The organism is Thauera chlorobenzoica (genome assembly GCF_001922305.1).
In the GTDB taxonomy this organism is placed as follows: Bacteria; Pseudomonadota; Gammaproteobacteria; order Burkholderiales; family Rhodocyclaceae; genus Thauera; species Thauera chlorobenzoica.
Genome location: NZ_CP018839.1, coordinates 3497759 through 3515766, shown reverse-complemented (window position 1 = coordinate 3515766; position 18008 = coordinate 3497759). Strand labels below are relative to the sequence as shown.

General features: G+C 65.0%; 20 protein-coding genes. 7 read left to right on the top strand and 13 right to left on the bottom strand.

What is annotated here, in order from left to right:
* Positions 1 to 61 precede the first annotated feature (61 nt).
* Positions 62 to 856 carry a glutamate racemase gene (gene murI, locus Tchl_RS16415; protein WP_075149311.1) on the top strand — a complete coding sequence of 265 codons (795 nt, stop codon included), beginning with the start codon at positions 62 to 64 and terminating at the stop codon, positions 854 to 856.
* A gap of 43 nt (positions 857 to 899) precedes the next feature.
* Here murI and Tchl_RS16410 read toward each other — a convergent pair whose 3' ends face one another.
* The 4 genes from Tchl_RS16410 to Tchl_RS16395 all read right to left on the bottom strand — a co-directional run bounded on the left by Tchl_RS16410 (position 900) and on the right by Tchl_RS16395 (position 4383).
* Complete coding sequence (locus Tchl_RS16410; protein ID WP_075149310.1) at positions 900 to 1754, bottom strand: sulfurtransferase; 855 nt, start codon at positions 1752 to 1754, stop codon at positions 900 to 902.
* Positions 1751 to 2119: a SpoIIAA family protein gene (locus Tchl_RS16405; protein ID WP_075149309.1), complete on the bottom strand. Its 369-nt coding sequence runs from the start codon at positions 2117 to 2119 to the stop codon at positions 1751 to 1753. Before Tchl_RS16405 ends, Tchl_RS16410 begins: the two co-directional genes overlap by 4 nt.
* Positions 2120 to 2284: 165 nt before the next feature.
* A complete protein-coding gene (locus tag Tchl_RS16400; RefSeq protein ID WP_075149308.1) occupies positions 2285 to 3622 on the bottom strand; it encodes an ATP-binding protein in 1338 nt (445 codons plus the stop codon).
* On the bottom strand, positions 3619 to 4383 hold the full coding sequence (locus tag Tchl_RS16395) for a response regulator (RefSeq protein WP_075149307.1): 765 nt from the start codon (positions 4381 to 4383) through the stop codon (positions 3619 to 3621). The genes Tchl_RS16400 and Tchl_RS16395 overlap by 4 nt, the downstream gene beginning before the upstream one ends.
* Positions 4384 to 4580: 197 nt before the next feature.
* Here Tchl_RS16395 and Tchl_RS16390 point away from each other — a divergent pair, with 197 nt between their 5' ends.
* Complete coding sequence (locus Tchl_RS16390; RefSeq protein WP_075149306.1) at positions 4581 to 5117, top strand: Spy/CpxP family protein refolding chaperone; 537 nt, start codon at positions 4581 to 4583, stop codon at positions 5115 to 5117.
* A 58-nt stretch (positions 5118 to 5175) separates the two neighbouring features.
* On the opposite strand, the gene Tchl_RS16385 is transcribed toward Tchl_RS16390, so the two are convergent.
* From Tchl_RS16385 to clpS, 5 genes are all read right to left on the bottom strand, one after another.
* On the bottom strand, positions 5176 to 6276 hold the full coding sequence (locus Tchl_RS16385) for an AMIN domain-containing protein (RefSeq protein WP_075149305.1): 1101 nt from the start codon (positions 6274 to 6276) through the stop codon (positions 5176 to 5178).
* Between the two features lie 252 nt (positions 6277 to 6528).
* Complete coding sequence (gene aceA / locus Tchl_RS16380; protein ID WP_075149304.1) at positions 6529 to 7842, bottom strand: isocitrate lyase; 1314 nt, start codon at positions 7840 to 7842, stop codon at positions 6529 to 6531.
* 305 nt (positions 7843 to 8147) lie between these two features.
* Complete coding sequence (gene rraA / locus Tchl_RS16375) at positions 8148 to 8627, bottom strand: ribonuclease E activity regulator RraA (protein WP_075149303.1); 480 nt, start codon at positions 8625 to 8627, stop codon at positions 8148 to 8150.
* A 189-nt stretch (positions 8628 to 8816) separates the two neighbouring features.
* Positions 8817 to 11090 (bottom strand): ATP-dependent Clp protease ATP-binding subunit ClpA, encoded by a 2274-nt coding sequence (gene clpA / locus Tchl_RS16370; RefSeq protein WP_075149302.1) that lies wholly within the window; start codon positions 11088 to 11090, stop codon positions 8817 to 8819.
* Positions 11091 to 11399 carry an ATP-dependent Clp protease adapter ClpS gene (clpS, locus tag Tchl_RS16365; protein ID WP_075149301.1) on the bottom strand — a complete coding sequence of 103 codons (309 nt, stop codon included), beginning with the start codon at positions 11397 to 11399 and terminating at the stop codon, positions 11091 to 11093.
* Positions 11400 to 11441: 42 nt separating this feature from the next.
* Between clpS and Tchl_RS17860 the strand changes: the two genes are divergently transcribed.
* Positions 11442 to 11642 (top strand): hypothetical protein, encoded by a 201-nt coding sequence (locus Tchl_RS17860; RefSeq protein WP_146060737.1) that lies wholly within the window; start codon positions 11442 to 11444, stop codon positions 11640 to 11642.
* 160 nt (positions 11643 to 11802) lie between these two features.
* Positions 11803 to 12006, top strand: a complete 204-nt coding sequence (locus Tchl_RS16360) for a cold-shock protein (protein ID WP_075149300.1) — start codon at positions 11803 to 11805, stop codon at positions 12004 to 12006.
* Between the two features lie 176 nt (positions 12007 to 12182).
* Here Tchl_RS16360 and rpmG read toward each other — a convergent pair whose 3' ends face one another.
* From rpmG to radC, 3 genes are all read right to left on the bottom strand, one after another.
* Positions 12183 to 12350 (bottom strand): 50S ribosomal protein L33, encoded by a 168-nt coding sequence (rpmG, locus tag Tchl_RS16355; protein WP_075149299.1) that lies wholly within the window; start codon positions 12348 to 12350, stop codon positions 12183 to 12185.
* Between the two features lie 25 nt (positions 12351 to 12375).
* Complete coding sequence (gene rpmB, locus Tchl_RS16350; RefSeq protein WP_075149298.1) at positions 12376 to 12612, bottom strand: 50S ribosomal protein L28; 237 nt, start codon at positions 12610 to 12612, stop codon at positions 12376 to 12378.
* Between the two features lie 91 nt (positions 12613 to 12703).
* On the bottom strand, positions 12704 to 13381 hold the full coding sequence (radC, locus tag Tchl_RS16345) for a RadC family protein (RefSeq protein WP_075149297.1): 678 nt from the start codon (positions 13379 to 13381) through the stop codon (positions 12704 to 12706).
* Positions 13382 to 13467: 86 nt separating this feature from the next.
* Between radC and coaBC the strand changes: the two genes are divergently transcribed.
* The 3 genes from coaBC (at position 13468) to Tchl_RS16330 (ending at position 15624) form a co-directional block, all read left to right on the top strand.
* Positions 13468 to 14664: a bifunctional phosphopantothenoylcysteine decarboxylase/phosphopantothenate--cysteine ligase CoaBC gene (coaBC, locus tag Tchl_RS16340; protein ID WP_075149296.1), complete on the top strand. Its 1197-nt coding sequence runs from the start codon at positions 13468 to 13470 to the stop codon at positions 14662 to 14664.
* A gap of 85 nt (positions 14665 to 14749) precedes the next feature.
* A complete protein-coding gene (gene dut, locus Tchl_RS16335) occupies positions 14750 to 15199 on the top strand; it encodes a dUTP diphosphatase (RefSeq protein WP_075149295.1) in 450 nt (149 codons plus the stop codon).
* Positions 15199 to 15624 (top strand): NUDIX hydrolase, encoded by a 426-nt coding sequence (locus tag Tchl_RS16330; protein WP_075149294.1) that lies wholly within the window; start codon positions 15199 to 15201, stop codon positions 15622 to 15624. Before dut ends, Tchl_RS16330 begins: the two co-directional genes overlap by 1 nt.
* A 100-nt stretch (positions 15625 to 15724) precedes the next feature.
* Here Tchl_RS16330 and aceK read toward each other — a convergent pair whose 3' ends face one another.
* On the bottom strand, positions 15725 to 17509 hold the full coding sequence (aceK, locus tag Tchl_RS16325; RefSeq protein ID WP_075149293.1) for a bifunctional isocitrate dehydrogenase kinase/phosphatase: 1785 nt from the start codon (positions 17507 to 17509) through the stop codon (positions 15725 to 15727).
* Positions 17510 to 18008: the final 499 nt, after the last annotated feature.

The window sequence follows — 18008 nt, the reverse complement described above, 5'->3', positions numbered from 1 at the left end:
CCTCGAGTGAGGGCGGTGGTGGTGGTGTGTCCCGGAGGCCGTGTTGAGCGGGTCGGCGGCGATGCGCCCGATCGGGGTGTTCGACTCCGGGGTCGGCGGGCTCACTGTGGTACGGGCGCTGATGGAGCGTCTGCCGCTGGAGAGCATCATCTATTTCGGTGATACGGCGCGCGTGCCTTACGGCGTGAAATCGGTCGCCACCATCGAGCACTTCACCGCGCAGATCACCGAGTTCCTGCTCCAGCGCGAAGTCAAGATGCTGGTCATCGCCTGCAACACGATGGCAGCGGTGGCGGCCGAAGTCGTGCACCGGCTGGCCGCCGACATCCCGGTGCTCGACGTGATCGAAGCCGGTGCCCGCGCCGCAGTGGCCCATTCCGCGGGGCGCCGCGTGGGCGTGATCGGCACGCCGACGACGATCAACAGCAACGCCTACGCCCGGCGGATGCATGAGCTCGACCCGTCGGTGCAGGTGTATTCGCAGGCCTGCCCCCTGTTCGTGCCGCTGGTGGAGGAGGGCTGGCTCGAGCATCAGGTCACCCGCCTGACGGCGCAGGAGTACCTGCGCCCCGTGCTCGCCGAGGAGGTCGACAGCCTGGTGCTGGGCTGCACTCATTACCCCCTGCTCAAGCCCTTGCTGCGGGACGTGGCCGGGCCGCGCGTGCGGATGATCGACTCGGCGCTCACCATTGCCGAACTGGCTGCGCGGCACTTGCAGCAGGCCGGACTCGCCCGCGCCACGGGCGGGGCGGCTGATTACCGCTTCGTGGTCAGCGATGTGCCTTTGCGGTTTCAGACGATCGGGGAGCGTTTTCTGGGGCGCTCGCTCGGCACGGTCGAAAAAGTCGACTGGTAGCGGGAAGGGCGCCGGCCGGAGCGACGGACTCCGGGAGGTGATTTCAGCCCGCGCCGCGGGCGACCGGCCGCTTCGGATCGGCGCACCACTCGCTCCACGAGCCTGCATAGAGCCGGGAGCCGGTCAGGCCGGCAGTCTCCATCGCCAGCACGTTGGCGCACGCGGTGACGCCCGAGCCGCACTGGTGCACGACCGTGCGTGGGCTGCGTCCCTGCAGCAGCGTGCCGAATTCTTCCCGCAGTACCGAGGCTTGCTTGAAGCAGCCGTGTTCGTCGAGGTTGTCGCGGTAATGGCGGTTGATCGCGCCGGGAATGTGCCCGCCGACCGGGTCGAGGACTTCGTTTTCGCCGCGGAAGCGGTCGGGGCTGCGGGCGTCGATGAGCAGCATGTCGGGGTGGCCGAGATGTTCGAGGACGTAGTCGACTTCCACCCGGTCGGAGCGCAGCGCCAGACTGTACGTGTTCGGACGAGGCTCGGGTCGTTCGTTGTCGAGGGCTTGTCCGCAGCTGATCCAGGTTTGCAGTCCGCCGTCGAGCACGGCGACGCGACGGTGACCGAGCCAACGCATCAGCCACCACAGGCGGGAAGCGAACATCCCGCAGGCATCGTCGTAGGCGACGACCTGGCTGTGGTTGCCGATCCCGCAGGTGGCCAGGCAGGCGGCCAGGCGGGCGGGGTCGGGAAGCGGGTGGCGTCCGTTGGTGCCGTTTTTCGCTCCCGACAGATCTTCGTCGAGATCGAGGAAGTGGGCCCCCGCCAGATGGCCGGTGAGGTAGGCCTGGTAGCCGAAATCCGGGTCGGTGAGATCGAAGCGGCAGTCGCAAACCACCCAGTCCGGGTCGCGGATGCGCTGCGCCAGATCGGTCGCCCCGATCAGCGTCGCGTAGGATGCGCTCACGGCACGGCCTGGGGGGCTTCGCCCGCAGCAAGCCAGCTGCGCGCTTCGCTTTCGTCGTTGAAGACACGCACCTCGGCATCGACGAAAAACTGTGAAACCCAGGCGCTCCAGGTCAGCCACTGATCTTCGGTGAGGACGGCGATGCGGCGGAAATCGTGCGCATGCTGGCGGGAGAACTTGATTTCCTCCCATGCCACGTCGAGGGTGAAACCGGCCATTTCGCGCAGATCGAATAGCAGGTCGAGGGCACCGTTGAACTGGATCTTGTAATTGACCAGTTCCTCGAATTCCTTGTAGTCGGCCAGCGTGAATTCGCCGAAAACAGTGATCGCAGCCAGTCGGTCGGTGTGTTCGGTACTGATCATGACAGCCTCCGTGAAGTGGCGCGGGATGAGACAACTATAGCCCTGCCGGGTTTCCCGCTCAATCGCCGGCGGGTTCGGCGCGCGCCTGCGCCGGCTGCGCGAATGCTGCAGACACCACATCGCCGCTCCCTTGGGGGCCGGTATCGCCGGATGCCCGGCCGTTCGTTATCTGCCGGGATGGGAGCGGTGCGTATCGAGGGTCACGCGCGCCTCCAGCCCGCCCTGTGGAAGGGAGCGCAGACTGACTTCGCCATGCTGGCTGCGCAGCAGGTTGCGGGCGATCGCGAGGCCGAGGCCGGTGCCGCCGGTCTCGCGGTTGCGCGATGCTTCGGTGCGATAGAACGGCTCGAACACCTTTTCCAGCTCTGCCTCGGGCAGCCCCGGGCCGTGGTCGCGGATGTGGATCTCGAAGCCGGTGGCGGTCGCCGACAGCTCGATATCGACTTCGCCGCCGAACTTGATCCCGTTTTCGATCAGGTTCCACAGCGCCCGGCGCAGTGCCGAGGGGGTGCCGTCGACGCGGGCCTGGGAGAGTGCGCCGTGCACGCGTACCGTCCATCCCATGTCGCGCGCGTCTTCGGCCAGCGCCTGCAGCAGCTGGACGAGTTCGATCGGCTGGGGCGGTGCGCGTTCGTCGAGGCTGCGGGCGTAGGCGAGCCCTTCCTTCACCAGCCCCTGCATGGCATCCAGATCGGACTGAATGCGGCTGCGCAAGGTCACGTCATCGACCAGTTCGGCGCGCAGGCGCAGGCGGGTGAGCGGTGTCTGCAGATCGTGCGAGATCGCTGCCAGGATGCGGGTGCGCTCGGTCACGTGCTCCTGGATGCGCTGCTGCATCTGATTGAAGGCGGCGGCGGCCTGGGCGACTTCGGTCGGGCCGTGGGCGTCCATCGGTGCCCGACCAGGGTCCTCGCCCAGCGCACGGGCGGCCGCTGCCATGCGCGACAGCGGCCGGGTCGCCAGGCGCACCGCGATCCAGGTGAGCAAACCGACGCCGAGGATCAGCGCGGCCAGTGCGGCAAACAGGCGTTCGGGCTGGGGGGGGCGGATCGGCGGCATCGGCGCGATGTCGGGGAGGCGGACCTGTACGCGGGTGCCGTCGGCAAGTTGCAAGGAGATCAGCAGCACCGGATGCGGCCGGCCATTGTGGGGATGAATGAAGAGGGTGAACGGGCGGGCGGGCATCGCGTTGCGCAAGGCAGTATGGAGCGGGTGCTCTGCGCCGAGCGCACGCAAGCCGTCGCGCAAGGGCTTCAAGCTCAGGCGCAGGCGGCGGCGGCCGAATTCGTCGATCCAGCGTTCTCGCTCCGGTGGCGACATCCGGTCGAGCAGGTCGGCGGCGGCGGCAATCTCCTGTGCCACGCCCTCGAACAGCGCGCTGCGGCCGATGCGCTCGCGCTCGCCGAGGAACAGCGCCAGGCTCACCGCCAGCACCAAAGTGATGCCGACCAGCCAGATCAGGATCAGGCGGGCAAACAGGCTGCGCGGCCACGGTAGGCTCATCGGCCGACTTCCGGGCGGGTTCCGGTCGCAGTCACTTCCGCGGCCAGGACGTAGCCTTCGTTGCGCACCGTCTTGATGATCGTCGGTTCGCGTGCGCTGTCGCCGAGGCGCTGGCGCACGCGACTGACGAGCAGGTCGATCGAGCGATCGAAAACGTCGGCTTCGCGCCCCTGGGTCAGTTCCATCAGCTGGTCGCGCGACAGCACCTTTTGCGGATGGGACAGGAATACGCTGAGGATCCGGTACTCGGCACCGGATAGCGCCACGACGGTACCGTCGGCATCGATCAGGTGGCGATTGACGGTGTCCAGCCGCCAGTGGGAGAAGCGCAGTTCGCGGGCATTGGCCGGAGGCGCTGCATTCAGGTTGGGGGGCAGCGCCCGGGTGCGGCGCAGCACGGCACGGATGCGCGCATACAGTTCGCGCGGCACGAAAGGTTTCGCCAGATAGTCGTCAGCCCCCATCTCCAGGCCGAGGATGCGGTCCATGTCCTCGCCCCGTGCGGTCAGCATCAGGATCGGAGTGTCGGCATAGGCGCGGCCGCTGGCGCGCAAGTTGCGGCACAGGGTCAGGCCGTCGTCGCCTGGCATCATCACGTCGAGCACGATGAGGTCGATGCGGTGTTGCTCGAGCGCGCCCTTCATCTCCCGCCCATCGGCCACGGCCGTGCACCGCAGCCCCTGTTTTTCGAGGTAATCGGCGAGCAGGTGGCGGATCTCGCGGTCGTCGTCGACGATCAGGATGTGGTCTTGCTGGCTCATCGGTCGTTCTCCATGGCGCCCATCTTAAGGGGTGAGGGTAGCGCCTTTGTATCCCAGCGTATCCGGGCGGGGGGCCGAGACATTGCGCTGCAAAAGCGGAGTCTGCCGATAAATCCCGCTTACATCCGGGTGCTGTAATGGGTCCGTCGCCCGAAGACATGGGCTACACCGATTATCGACCTGGAAGGAGATGGATCATGAAAACCTGGATCAAGACTTCGATCGCTGCTGCCGTCATTACTGCTGGCGCCCTCGGGACGACGGCTGCGCTGGCATGGGGCGGCCACTGCGATGGCATGCGCGGTGGGAAGGCCGGATGGTCGCAGATGGAGCCCGAACAGATGAAGGCGAAAATGGCCGAGCGCGCCGAACTGCACCTGGCGCGGCTGGAACTGGCGCTGGCGCTGAGCCCGGAGCAGAAACCGGCTTTCGCCACGTTCAAGGCCGACATGACGACGCGCGCCGAGCGCATGGCCGCACAGATGGCCGAGCGCCGCAGTGCCGGGGCGCCGCAGACGGCGGTCGAGCGCATGCAGCGCATGGAGGAGATGGGCGCGCTGCGCCAGTCGGAGATGGCCGGTGCGCGCAAGTCGGTGGAAACGTTCTACGCCACGCTGGGTGATGCGCAAAAAACCGTGTTCGATGCCGAGTTCAAGTCCTTCGGTCCAGGCGGCAAATCGGGGCACGGCATGCGCCATGAGCGGGGCGGCGCACGCGACGGGCGTGGAATGTAATTGAGCGACAGGCCGGCGTCGGCCGCTTTCCACCGGGAAGGCAGCGACGCTTGGCCCCTTATTCTGCGGGAGTCGCGGATAAGCCGAGTTCGATCGCCACCAGCGCCGTGCGGGGGAATGCTGCGGGCAGCGTCCGTGGCCGGGCGGTGACGGGGTGCTTCAGTTCGAGCACGATCCGCAACACCCGTGGGCGATTCTGGCCGGCACGTACCCGCTCGACAAGCGGATGGTCCGGTGCCGCTCTTGTCTCGTAGGGTCGGGCGCTGCGTTCGAGTTCGATGCCTTCGAGGTCCAGCACCAGACGGTCCGGCGCCTTGAGCACCATGTGCCTGACGGGCAGGGGGGCGCCGGCCTCGAGCAGGATCTCCGCGATTTCGCCGATCGAGCGGATGTGCAGCCGGAGTGGTTCTGCCACCGCGTTCGCGTTGCTGCGCCTGACCGGGAGCGTGATCGTTTGGTTCACGCCCGCCGTCTCCTGCTGGGCCGGCCGGGCTGGCTCATGGAGCGTGGGAGCGAGGGGAGGCGGTGCGGCAGGGGTAGCGGGCCGGGATGATGCGATTACGGCCGGCATGCCGGACTGGGCTTGATCGGCGAAGAGGCCGATTTTCTGCAACTCGCCGACAAGGGTCGTCATCAATGCCGCTGCCTGCTCGTCCTGCGGCAATTTTTCGCCACGACGGGTGTACTGGAGAAGGCTCGCCCAGAGCGGTCTGGCGGTCGAGAACTCGAAGAGATTGGCGATCACCTGATGCTGGCTCAGGGGGCCATGGCCCTGCAGCACGAAATCCGGGCCACCGATCATGGTCAGCAGATAGGGGCTCCCGAGCTTTTCCGCCTCACTGCGCAGAGCGCTCTGTCCGGCCGCGCCCGCCATGTCGAGGGGAACGAGTGCCGATTCCACACCGAATTTTTTCAGCTGCTCGGAAAGTGTGCGCGCAAGCTGTGCGAAGCGGTCATCGCCCAGCCGTCGATCGAGGTTTGTCGCTATCAGCAGCCGGCTCTGGGGGCTGATCTTGTCTTGCCGGACTTCGGTATGGCGGATTTCAATGGCCGGGGCCTGGGTTTCGCCGGAAGGGGGCTGGAGCCGGGCCGTTCCGGCGTACGCTGCGACGAGGAAGGTGCTGGCGAATATGGGAAATAACCGGCGAGCCCAACCCATCGTGTTCTTCCCCCTCTTCCTGTCTCTTCTTCTGCAGACTGCCACTGGGCGGGCCGGTTTGCGTGGTGCTTTTGATTTTCCGGGCGGAGGCTGCCTGTCGCAACCGTTTTCCTCGTCTTCCGACGGAAACGATAGGGGAAAGCGACAATGAAAAAGCCGACACCCTGAATCGAGTGTCGGCTTTTCGCGTGCCGGCAGGAGGGAACTCCTTGCCGGCCCGATTGTGCGGCAGCAGCGCCGCCGCTACGGTTCTCAGTGGAACTGCTCTTCTTCGGTCGAACCGGTCAGCGCCTTCACCGAGGACGAGCCGCCCTGGATCACGGTGGTGACGTCGTCGAAGTAGCCGGCGCCGACTTCCTGCTGGTGCGACACGAAGGTGTAACCCTGCTCGCGGGCGGCGAATTCCGGTTCCTGCACCATCTCGACGTAGTGCTTCATGCCTTCGCCGCGGGCGTAGGCGTGGGCGAACTTGAAGGTGTTGAACCAGTTGACGTGGATGCCGGCCAGGGTGATGAACTGGTACTTGTAGCCCAGCGCCGAGAGTTCATCCTGGAACTTGGCGATGGTCTTGTCGTCCAGGTTCTTCTTCCAGTTGAACGACGGTGAGCAGTTGTACGACAGCAGCTTGCCCGGGCAGGCGGCGAGCACGGCCTGGGCGAATTCGCGGGCGAAGCCGAGGTCCGGGGTGCCGGTTTCGCACCACACCAGGTCGGCGTAGGGCGCGTAGGCGATGCCGCGGCTGATGGCTTGCTCGAGGCCGTTCTTGACGCGGTAGAAGCCTTCCTGGGTGCGCTCACCGGTGCAGAAGGGCTTGTCGTTGGCGTCGTGGTCCGAGGTCAGCAGGTTGGCGGCTTCGGCATCGGTACGGGCCAGGATCAGGGTCGGCACGCCCATCACGTCGGCAGCGAAGCGGGCAGCGATCAGCTTTTCGCACGCTTCCTGGGTCGGGACCAGGACCTTGCCACCCATGTGGCCGCACTTCTTCACCGCAGCCAGCTGATCTTCGAAGTGCACCCCGGCGGCGCCGGCGGCGATCATGTTCTTCATCAGTTCGAAGGCGTTCAGCACGCCGCCGAAACCGGCTTCCGCGTCGGCCACGATCGGCAGGAAGTAGTCGACGAATTCCTTGTCGCCCGGGTTGATGCCGCGCCCCCACTGGATTTCATCGGCGCGCTTGAAGGTGTTGTTGATGCGGCGAACCATGGTCGGCACCGAGTCGTAGGCGTACAGCGACTGGTCGGGGTACATGGTCTCGGAGGTGTTGCCGTCGGCGGCGACCTGCCAGCCCGACAGATACACGGCTTCCAGGCCGGCCTTGGCCTGTTGCATCGCCTGACCGGCGGTGATCGCGCCGAAGGCGTTCACGTAGCCTTTCTTGGCGCCGCCGTTGACCTTTTCCCACAGCTTCTGCGCGCCACGCTGGGCCAGGGTGTGTTCGGGCTGCAGGCTGCCGCGCAGGCGAACGACGTCGGCAGCGGAGTAGCCGCGCTTGACGCCTTTCCAACGGGGGTTTTCAGCCCAGTCTTTTTCCAGGGCGGCGATTTGCTGTTCGCGGGTCAGGGTCATGATGCTTCCTTGTCAGTACGGAGGGTTCAACCATCGCGGCCGATGCGGGCTTCGCCGCGGTGTTCCTGCTGCAACGATGTTTAAGGGGAAGACACGCTGCAGATGGGTAGGAAGTATAGGAGGCATCCCGCTTCGCAGCAATATGTCTTATATAAGACATAAGAAAAAATCTTGCGCTTTAAAAACAGCTGTTTGAGGCTCGAATTTCACGAAATGAAACGCCGTCGAGCTTTGTGAAATAAATTCGGGCAGTCTGCAAGCGGCCTGCCGACCCGCAGGCGGGTGGTCGGCAGGCGTCGCGGAGGTCAAAGCAGGGCCGATGCGGAAACGACGACGCCGTCTTCGTCGGCATAGACGTAGTGCCCCGGATGGAAGCTCACTCCCCCGAAACTGACTACGAGGTCGATTTCGCCGATGTTGCGCTTGACGGTCTTGCGCGGGTGGGTGCCGAGGGCGAAGACGCCCAGGTTCATTTCGCCGATCGCTTTCGAGTCACGGATGCAGCCATAGACGAGGATGCCCGCCCAGCCGTTGTTCACCGCCAGTTCGGCGAGCTGGTCGCCAACCAGGGCGCAGCGCATCGAGGCGCCGCCATCGATCACCAGGACGCGGCCGGCGCCCGGGCCTTCGAGGACCTTGCGCACAAGGGAGTTGTCCTCGAAAAGTTTCAGCGTGGTGATCGGTCCGCCGAAGGCGCTGCGTCCGCCATAACTGGCAAACATCGGGGCGACGACGGCAAGCTTGCCCTCATGGGCGTCGCACAGATCGGCTGTCTGGATGTTCATGCATGCTCCTGTCTTGATCGGGGGCGGACGCGGGGTCGCGACCAGCGCGCATGATAAACGACGGCTATGGGCAGGGGGCAAGAGGGGGCAGGGTGCGGGACGGCGCCAACAGACAGAAAGACGGCACGCACCCCTGGAAGGTGCATGCCGTTCAGTGCCCGAATGGGCGGGGGCTTTGCCGGCGGGGGCTCAGGCCGGTGTCGCTTCGGTTTCCTCGAAAAGCAGCTTCACCTTGTCGTTGTCGTCGAGATCGATGGTGACCTTGCCGCCGCTGGCAAGCCGGCCGAACAGCAGCTCGTCGGCCAGCGCAGCGCGGATGGTGTCCTGGATCAGGCGCGCCATTGGGCGCGCGCCCATCAGCGGATCGAAGCCTTTTTCGGCCAGCCAGGCCTTGAGCTCGTCGGTGAAGTGGGCGTCCACCTTCTTCTCGTGCAACTGGGCCTCGAGCTGCATCAGGAACTTGTCGACCACGCGCAGGATGACGTCGTTGTCGAGTGCCTTGAACGAGATCATCGCGTCCAGGCGGTTGCGGAACTCGGGCGTGAACAGGCGCTTGATGTCGGCCATTTCGTCGCCGGTCTCGCGCTTGGCCGAGAAACCGATCACCGACTTCTGCATCGTCTCCGCGCCGGCGTTGGTGGTCATGATCAGGATCACGTTGCGGAAATCGGCCTGCCTGCCGTTGTTGTCGGTCAGCGTGCCGTGATCCATCACCTGCAGCAGGATGTTGTAGATGTCCGGGTGCGCTTTCTCGATTTCGTCGAGCAGCAGCACGCAGTGCGGCTTCTTGGTGATCTGCTCGGTCAGCAGGCCGCCCTGGTCGAAGCCGACATAGCCCGGAGGTGCGCCGATGAGCCGGCTGACGGCATGGCGCTCCATGTACTCCGACATGTCGAAGCGGACCAGTTCGATGCCCAGCGTGTAGGCGAGCTGGCGGGCGACTTCGGTTTTGCCGACGCCGGTCGGACCGGAGAACAGGAAGGAGCCGATCGGCTTTTGCGGATTGCCCAGGCCGGAGCGCGACATCTTGATCGCCTTGGCGAGGGCGTCGATAGCGGCGTTCTGGCCGAAGACCACATTCTTCAGATCGCGCTCGAGCGTCTTCAATGCGGTCTTGTCGTCGTTCGATACCGTCCGGGGCGGGATGCGCGCGATCTTGGCGACGATCTCCTCGATCTCGTTCTTGCCGATGGTCTTCTTCTGCCGCGACTTGGGCAGGATGCGCTGGGCTGCGCCGGCCTCGTCGATGACGTCGATTGCCTTGTCGGGGAGGTGGCGATCGTTGATGTACTTCGCCGACAGCTCGGCCGCGCTCGACAGCGCCGAACTGGAATACTTGATGCCATGGTGCTCCTCGAAGCGGCTCTTGAGTCCCTTGAGGATTTCCACCGTTTCGGCCACCGAGGGTTCGACCACGTCGATCTTCTGGAAGCGGCGCGACAGCGCGTGATCCTTCTCGAAGATCTGGCGGAACTCGTTGTAGGTGGTTGCGCCGATGCACTTCAGCTGACCGGACGACAACGCCGGCTTGAGCAGGTTGGATGCATCGAGCGTGCCGCCCGAGGCGGCGCCGGCACCGATCAAGGTGTGGATTTCATCGATGAACAGGATCGCGTTGGGGTTCTCGATGAGCTGCTTCAGAACGGCCTTCAGACGCTGCTCGAAGTCACCGCGATACTTGGTGCCGGCGAGCAGGGCGCCCATGTCGAGGGCGAACACCTGCGCGTTTTCGAGAATTTCCGGTACATGGCCCTCGACGATCCGGCGTGCGAGCCCTTCGGCGATGGCGGTCTTGCCCACGCCGGCTTCGCCGACCAGCAAGGGGTTGTTCTTGCGCCGCCGGCACAGGGTCTGGATCACGCGCTCGACTTCCTTCTCGCGCCCGATCAAGGGGTCGATCTTGCCGACCAGGGCCTGCTGGTTGAGGTTCTGCGTGTAGCTGTCGAGCGCACCGCCGGCCTGCTTGTCCTCCTGTTCGGGTTCGGCCTGCTCGCCCTCGCCATGGCCCGGCTGGCCGGCATTCTGGGGCGGTGCCTTGGCAATGCCGTGGGAGATGAAGTTGACGACATCGAGGCGGGAGATGTTCTGCCGTTGCAGGAAATAAACCGCATGCGAGTCTTTCTCGCCGAAGATCGCCACCAGCACGTTTGCACCGGTGACCTCCTTCTTGCCCGAAGACTGGACGTGCAGGATCGCCCGCTGGATGACGCGCTGGAAGCCCAGCGTGGGCTGGGTGTCGATGTCGTCCGTGCCTTCGATGCGCGGGGTGTGCTCATCGATGAAACTGCTCAGTTCGCGACGAAGTTCATCAAGATTGGCGGCGCAGGCGCGCAGCACTTCGGCGGCCGACGGGTTATCCAGCAGTGCCAGCAGCAAATGCTCCACGGTGATGAATTCGTGGCGCTTCTGCCGCGCCTCGACAAATGCCATGTGCAGGCTGACTTCAAGCTCTTGCGCGATCATTTAGTTTTCCTCCATCACGCATGCCAGCGGATGTTGATGCTGACGAGCAAACGAGGCGACCTGCTCGACCTTGGTCGTGGCGATGTCCCGCGGGAAGGTTCCGCATACCCCCATCCCCTCTCTATGGACTTGGAGCATCACGCGTGTGGCCCGTTCGCGGTCCATGCCGAAATATTTCTGCAGCACAACGATGACGAAATCCATCGGAGTGTAGTCGTCGTTGAGCAGCAGCACTTTGTACAGCGGTGGCGGTACGGCGCGCGTCCGCCTTGCGTCGAGTACGAGTTGGTCTTGTTTCCGGGTGCCCATGGAACTCATTCTAATGGAGCCGAAGCAGAGTGCAACAGCGCCATGAAAGCAGCGGGCGATCCGCGGCGCAGCGTTTTTTTGCGGGTATTCAGTGGGAGGAAATACAACACCGGAGATGCTTGTTGTGCTGCGCAGCAAATGGCGAAATCGTCTGAAAAACAGGAGCAAACGCAAGTGCGCAACGCGGTCTTGATGATGAATTATGGCGCAATGCAATATGCGAATGCGCGGCAAGGTCGTTGACGGTGCCCGGGCGAATGCGTAAAAGCTAAGGCGTGCGCAGGCCCGAGCTTGATCCCTGGGGTTTACGGAGGCTGTTCAAGCCACTGCCGGCGCCGCTACTGGGACCGATTCCGGCGCGCCGGGAAGGTCACGAAAAGTAACCTTGAGGGATTTGAGCAATATGGCAACTGGTACCGTGAAGTGGTTCAACGATTCCAAGGGTTTCGGCTTCATCACTCCCGATGATGGAAGCGAGGACCTGTTCGCACATTTTTCCGCCATCAACATGAGCGGTTTCAAGAGTCTGAAGGAAGGCGACAAGGTGTCCTTCGACGTGACCCAGGGTCCCAAGGGCAAGCAGGCTTCCAATATTCAGCGCGCTTGAATGAAGGGAGGCGTCCCGGTTTCGCTGTTCCGTCACGGAATGGCAGGCGGGACGCAGAAAGCATAAAGGCCATCGATGGGATGGCCTTTATGCTTTCTGGAGTGCTGCCCGGTCCTGCCGGCGGCTTACGCCAGCGTCGTAGGCCGACGCCGGCGGGGTGCGGCGGTGATTCGGGGTTACTTGAGCTTGATTTCCTTGTACGGCACGTGCTTGCGGGCAACGGGGTCGTACTTGTTGAACTCGAGCTTTCCCGGGGTGGTGCGCTTGTTCTTGGTGGTGGTGTAGAAATGACCCGTGCCGGCGGTTGATTCCAGCTTGATCTTTTCGCGAATGCCCTTGGCCATGGCCTTCTCCGTTCAGTTCGGTGGCTTACAGCTTCTCGCCGCGGGCGCGAAGCTCGGCAACGACGACGTCGATGCCTTTCTTGTCGATCGTGCGCAGCGCAGCATTGGATACGCGCAGCCGGATCCAGCGGTTTTCGCTTTCGCTCCAGAAGCGGCGATTCTGCAGGTTGGGCAGGAAGCGGCGCTTGGTTTTGTTGTTTGCGTGGGAAACGTTATTTCCCACCATCGGTGCTTTACCGGTCACTTGGCAGACGCGAGCCATACAATGCTCCAGGGAATTCGGATTGCGGAAAACGCAAGAGGATAATTCAATCTGCCATCGGAAGGCAAGCCCTGCGTGCGCTGCGGGGGGCTTACAGAAGGCCGCGCTCGGCGAACGAAACCGGTGCGCCGTGGGCGGGGACGACAAAATGATCAAGGACCCGGATGTCGACGAGGCCGAGGGCGTCCTTCAGCGTTCTCGTCAGCAGTTCGTCCGCGCTGCTGGGTTCGGCGGCTCCCGAGGGATGGTTGTGGGCGAAGATCACGGCGGCGGCGTTGTGGGAAAGCGCGATCTTGACCACTTCGCGAGGGTAGACGCTGGTCTGGGTGAGGGTGCCACGGAAAAGGTCGATGGCTTCGATCAGGCAATGGCGGGCGTCGAGCAGCATCACGCAGAAGGTTTCGTGCGGCAGATGGCCCAGGCGCAGGCGCAACCAGTCGCGCACGACCTGAGGCGAGTCGAAGAGGGTGCGCTCGCCCAGGGTCTCGGTCAGCGCGCGCCGCGCCAGTTCCATCGCTGCCTGCAGTTGGGCATACTTCGCCAGCCCCATGCCTGGCACCGCGGTGAAGTCGCCCGCATGCGCGCTGCACATCCGGGTGAGACTGCCGAAACGGGTGATCAGGCTACGGGCGAGGTCGACCGCGCTCATTCCGCGCACGCCCACGCGCAGGAAGATCGCCAGCAGTTCGGCGTCGGAAAGGGCAGCGGCGCCGCGTGCGAGCAGCTTTTCGCGCGGGCGTTCGTTTTCGGGCCAGTCGGTGATTGCCATGGGCCGGAGCCTCCACGGAGTGGGTTGGACAGGGAGCGGGAGGGCGTGTATGTGTTCTCGCGATGCATAAAGTATAGGCGAATGGCATGAATATTCTGCATGGCAGGAAGATCATACTTGGCGTTTCGGGAGGGATCGCGGCCTACAAGGCGGCCGAGCTCGTCCGCCTGCTGGGCAAGGCCGGTGCCGATGTGCACGTGGTGCTGACCGCCGCCGGGGCGCGTTTCGTGACCCCGGTGACGTTCCAGGCGCTGTCCGGCAACCCGGTGTGGTCCGACCTCTGGGACGCGCGCGTGGCGAACAACATGGCGCACATCGATCTCGGGCGGAACGCCGATGCGATCCTGGTGGCGCCGGCGACGGCGGATTTCATCGCCCGTCTCGCCCACGGTCTGGCCGACGACCTGCTGAGCACGCTGTGCCTGGCGCGCGATGCGCCGCTGATCGTCGCGCCCGCGATGAACCGGCAGATGTGGGAGTCGCCGCCGACGCAGCGCAACATGGCACTGATCCGCAGCGACGGGGTCACCGTCTTCAACCCCGCAGCCGGCGAACAGGCCTGCGGCGAGACCGGGATGGGGCGGATGCTCGAGGCCGAAGGCATTCTGGAGCACCTCGAAGGGTTCTTCGCGCCGAAGCTGCTGGCCGGACGCAAGGTCGTGCTGACCGCCGGGCCGACCTTCGAGGCGATCGACCCGGTGCGCGGGATCACCAACACCAGTTCGGGGAAGATGGGCTACGCGCTGGCGCGCGCCTGCGCCCAGGCCGGCGCCGAAGTGGTGCTGGTCAGTGGGCCGGTGAGCCTGTCGGTGCCGGCGCAGGTGTGCTGTGTGGCGGTCGTCAGTGCGCTGCAGATGCGCGCGGCGGTGGCCGAGGCCTTGCCCGGCGCCGACGTGTTCATTGGCGTGGCGGCGGTGGCCGATTACCGGGTGCAGGACGTGGCGGAGCATAAGATCAAGAAAAGCGGCGATGCGCTGAGCTTGTCCCTGGTGCCGAACCCGGACATTCTGGCCGAAGTGGCGGCGCGTGCCGATGCGCCGTTCTGCGTCGGGTTCGCGGCGGAGAGCCGTGACCTCGACACCTATGCCGAAGGCAAGCGACGGAGCAAGCGCCTGCCGATGGTGGTGGGCAACCTGATCGGTGACGGCATGGGCGGCGAGGACAACACCGTCGTCCTCTACGACGATGCCGGCCGGCACCCGCTGGCGCGCGCGCCGAAGGCGGAGGTGGCGCGCGCGATCGTCACCCACCTCGCGGCGTTGCTCGCGCAGTCCGGGCGTTGAGGCGCCGGTGCCGCAGGGCACCGGCGGGAACGGCACAATGCGCCTGTCGCCGCAGAGCTTGCGCGGCAGGCGAGGGAGAACCGAGATGCACCGAATCGATGTGAAGCTGCTCGACGAGCGCCTGAAGACCCATCCGCCGGCCTATGCCACCGAGGGGGCGGCGGGGCTCGATCTGCGCGCCTGCCTGCCGGGGCCGATCACGCTGCACCCGGGCGAAACCACGCTGGTGCCGAGCGGGCTGGCGATCCATCTCGCCGACCCCGGGCTGGCGGCGATGGTGCTGCCGCGTTCGGGGCTGGGGCACAAGCACGGCATCGTGCTGGGTAACCTCGTCGGCCTGATCGACTCCGACTACCAGGGGCAGATCTTCGTCTCGGTGTGGAACCGCGGGCGGGCGAGCTTCACGATCCAGCCGATGGAGCGGATCGCGCAGCTGGTCGTGGTGCCGGTGCTGCAGGTCGGCTTCAACCTGGTCGAGGCGTTCGATGCCAGCGCGCGCGGCGCGGACGGCTTCGGCAGTACCGGCAAGCATTGATGCGGCACGCGGGCATCCCCACCGGCGTGCATGTGCTGTGCGAGCGCGAGGGGCTGCTGCTGCTGATGCGCCGGGCGGGGACGGGGTTCTTCGACGGCATGTACAGCCTGCCGGGTGGGCACGTCGAAGCGGACGAGTCGGTGCTGTCCGCGGCGCAGCGTGAAGTGCGCGAGGAACTCGGCCTGCGGGTGGAGGAGCGCGATCTCGCCTGGATGGGCGTGGTGCATCGGCGCTCGGATACCAACCGTATCGATTTCTTCGTGCGTGCCCGCCGCTTCGAAGGCGAGCCCGCGATCCTCGAACCCGACAAGTGCGACCGCCTGGCCTGGCACGCTCCGGGCGCATTGCCAGAGGCCACCATCGACTACGTACGCAAGGCTCTTGCGGCCGGCGAGGGGCCGTGGATGCTGGAGCTGGGCTGGTGACGGGGGGCGGAACGGGAAGTCGGGCGCTCGGCACGGTCGCGCGCCAGGCCCCGACCTGCCCTGGCGGCGCTGCAGGGGAATTTCGTGTCCGCGTCCGCCCTCAGCCGGCGCGGGGTTTCGATCCGGCCCGCGGGGCCGCTTCTGCAAACAACCTGCAGAAGCGGAGCTCGGTCGGGTAAGGGTAGAAGTCCTCGACGTAGCCGTCGCGGATCCGCTGCTGCGTCCGCTGCCAGAACGCGGGCTCGAGCAGTTCCCGGTGATGCGCGAGGAAAGCCTTGCGCACCCGCGGCATGCCGAGCAGGAAGGTGGCGAACTCCTCCGGAAACACATCCATCGGCCCGACCGAATACCAGGGCTCGCCCGACAGTTCCATTTCTTCGTGAGGGGCGGGCGGGATCCGGCGGAAGTTCACGTCGGTCATGTACTCGATCTCGTCGTAGTCGTAGAACACCACGCGGCCATAGCGCGTGATGCCGAAATTTTTCCACAGCATGTCGCCGGGGAAGATGTTGGCGCTTGCCAGCTCGCGGATGGCGTTGCCGTACTCGATCACCGCCCGTTCGGTCTCGGCCTCGTCGGCCTGTTCCAGGTAGAGGTTGAGCGGGGTCATGCGGCGCTCGATGTAGAGGTGCCTGATGACGAGCATATCGCCGTCGATCTCGAACGCAGACGGTGCCAGACGGCGCAGTTCCTCCAGCAGCTCGGGGTGGAAGCGCGACAGCGGCAGCGCGGCGCAGGAAAACTCGAGCGTGTCGGCCATCCGTCCGACGCGGTCGACGTGCTTGACCATCAGGTACTTGCGCTGGACGGTGGCGCGGTCGGTGTTCTTCGCACTGCCGAACACGTCCTTGATGACCTTGAACACATAGGGGTAGGACGGCAGCGTGAACACCAGCATCACCATGCCGCGGATGCCGGGAGCGACGATGAACGGGTCGTTCGAGTGGCGCAGATGGGCGAGCAGGTCGCGGAAGAACATCGTCTTGCCCTGCTTGCCCAGACCTAGCATGGTGTATAGCTCCGAGCGCGGCTTGCTGGGGATGATCGAGCGCAGGAACTGGACGTAGCCCGAGGGCACCTCCATGTCCACCATGAAGTACGCCCGCGACAGGGAGAACAGCACCGAGATCCGCCATGGATCGAGCAGGAGGGTGTCGAGATAGAGCAAGCCCTTCTCGTTGTGGCGTACGGCGAGGGCGAAGGGGTATTCCTGGTAGCTGTTGATCGCCTTGCCGATGATGTACGCCGTCTTGTTGCGGTAAAAGGCCGAGTACAGCACCTGGATCTGGCAATTGACCTCCATCTTCGGCCAGGCGCCGAGGTGGGCGCGGGTGGCGCGCAACACGTAATCCACATCGCGGTCGAGGCCTTCGAACGGGCGCTGCCAGTCGAAATCCTCGACGATACGCCTGACCGTGGCGCGCAGCCCGCCGTCCCGGGGGTAGTAGCTGGAATACACCGGTGGGTAGGACTCGATGAACTCGGTCGAGATTGCCGGGCGGGCGAAGATGTAGTCGTTGTTGAAATAGCTGCGGTGCAGGATCTTGGTGGTGACCGAATTGAAGAAAGTCTCCGCCAGCTCGGGCTGGCGGTGGTTGATCAGCATGCCGATGAAGCGGAGCTTGGCCTGCTGCCAGGTGGCGTCGTCGAGGGAGTCGGCGCCGAATTCGCGGTGCAGGCGGAGGACCGTCTCGTCGACCCGGCTGTCGTAGAACTGGACGCGTTCGCGCACCGCGTCGAGCTGACTTTGCCACGCCGCGGCCTCGAACAGCTCCTTGGCGCGTCGGGAGGTCTCGCGAAAGATCCGGTAATGCTTGTCGAAGCCTTCGACCAGGGCCTGGGCGATCGCCCGGGCAACCGGGTTTTCTGCGGACAACGCATTCATCGGTCTTGCCTCCCGGGCTCGCTCTGCCGCCCACGGCGGGCGACTGTTCGCGACCGTGGGCCGAAGACTTCTTTAAGTTTCGCACTGCAGGGCCGGGCTGGCCAGCGTGCACTGCCGTGCTGCCGTGCTGCCGTGCAAGGCCAGGCAGTGCCGTGTGAGGGCTGTGCGACCGTGATCGGGGTTGTGTGTCTTCTATCTTTTATCTGCTGTCTTTTTTCATATAGTGAAATCTGTTTTTACTTCTGGCATTGCAGGGCGGTCGCAGCGCTATAATGCGGTGCTTGAAAAGTCGGTTGGGAGCCGCCAGGCGTCGCGGAGCAGCCAAGCCGCGGGGGCGCCGGTAGTGGCTACGTCGAAGGCGGGGACGGGGCGCGGGTGGATGCGTCGCCCCCGCTGTAGCACTGCGTTTCCAATGTCTTTCAACGCGCCCGGCGCGATCATGCGGTACTGCGCCGTGGCCTGCTCGCGCATCGTTCGATCAGCTTTATCAAGACAACAA

Bases quoted from the DNA above. Each gene is read 5' to 3' on its own strand.
- Tchl_RS16390 (WP_075149306.1), top strand. From the start codon at position 4,581: ATGAAAACCTGGATCAAGACTTCGATCGCTGCTGCCGTCATTACTGCT.
- rpmB (WP_075149298.1), bottom strand. From the start codon at position 12,612: ATGGCTCGCGTCTGCCAAGTGACCGGTAAAGCACCGATGGTGGGAAAT.
- Tchl_RS16400 (WP_075149308.1), bottom strand. From the start codon at position 3,622: ATGAGCCTACCGTGGCCGCGCAGCCTGTTTGCCCGCCTGATCCTGATC.
- dut (WP_075149295.1), top strand. From the start codon at position 14,750: ATGCACCGAATCGATGTGAAGCTGCTCGACGAGCGCCTGAAGACCCAT.
- Tchl_RS16395 (WP_075149307.1), bottom strand. From the start codon at position 4,383: ATGAGCCAGCAAGACCACATCCTGATCGTCGACGACGACCGCGAGATC.
- Tchl_RS16360 (WP_075149300.1), top strand. From the start codon at position 11,803: ATGGCAACTGGTACCGTGAAGTGGTTCAACGATTCCAAGGGTTTCGGC.
- radC (WP_075149297.1), bottom strand. From the start codon at position 13,381: ATGGCAATCACCGACTGGCCCGAAAACGAACGCCCGCGCGAAAAGCTG.
- coaBC (WP_075149296.1), top strand. From the start codon at position 13,468: ATGAATATTCTGCATGGCAGGAAGATCATACTTGGCGTTTCGGGAGGG.
- murI (WP_075149311.1), top strand. From the start codon at position 62: ATGCGCCCGATCGGGGTGTTCGACTCCGGGGTCGGCGGGCTCACTGTG.
- clpA (WP_075149302.1), bottom strand. From the start codon at position 11,090: ATGATCGCGCAAGAGCTTGAAGTCAGCCTGCACATGGCATTTGTCGAG.
- Tchl_RS16385 (WP_075149305.1), bottom strand. From the start codon at position 6,276: ATGGGTTGGGCTCGCCGGTTATTTCCCATATTCGCCAGCACCTTCCTC.
- Tchl_RS16330 (WP_075149294.1), top strand. From the start codon at position 15,199: ATGCGGCACGCGGGCATCCCCACCGGCGTGCATGTGCTGTGCGAGCGC.
- Tchl_RS17860 (WP_146060737.1), top strand. From the start codon at position 11,442: ATGAAAGCAGCGGGCGATCCGCGGCGCAGCGTTTTTTTGCGGGTATTC.
- aceA (WP_075149304.1), bottom strand. From the start codon at position 7,842: ATGACCCTGACCCGCGAACAGCAAATCGCCGCCCTGGAAAAAGACTGG.
- clpS (WP_075149301.1), bottom strand. From the start codon at position 11,399: ATGGGCACCCGGAAACAAGACCAACTCGTACTCGACGCAAGGCGGACG.
- rpmG (WP_075149299.1), bottom strand. From the start codon at position 12,350: ATGGCCAAGGGCATTCGCGAAAAGATCAAGCTGGAATCAACCGCCGGC.
- aceK (WP_075149293.1), bottom strand. From the start codon at position 17,509: ATGAATGCGTTGTCCGCAGAAAACCCGGTTGCCCGGGCGATCGCCCAG.
- rraA (WP_075149303.1), bottom strand. From the start codon at position 8,627: ATGAACATCCAGACAGCCGATCTGTGCGACGCCCATGAGGGCAAGCTT.
- Tchl_RS16405 (WP_075149309.1), bottom strand. From the start codon at position 2,119: ATGATCAGTACCGAACACACCGACCGACTGGCTGCGATCACTGTTTTC.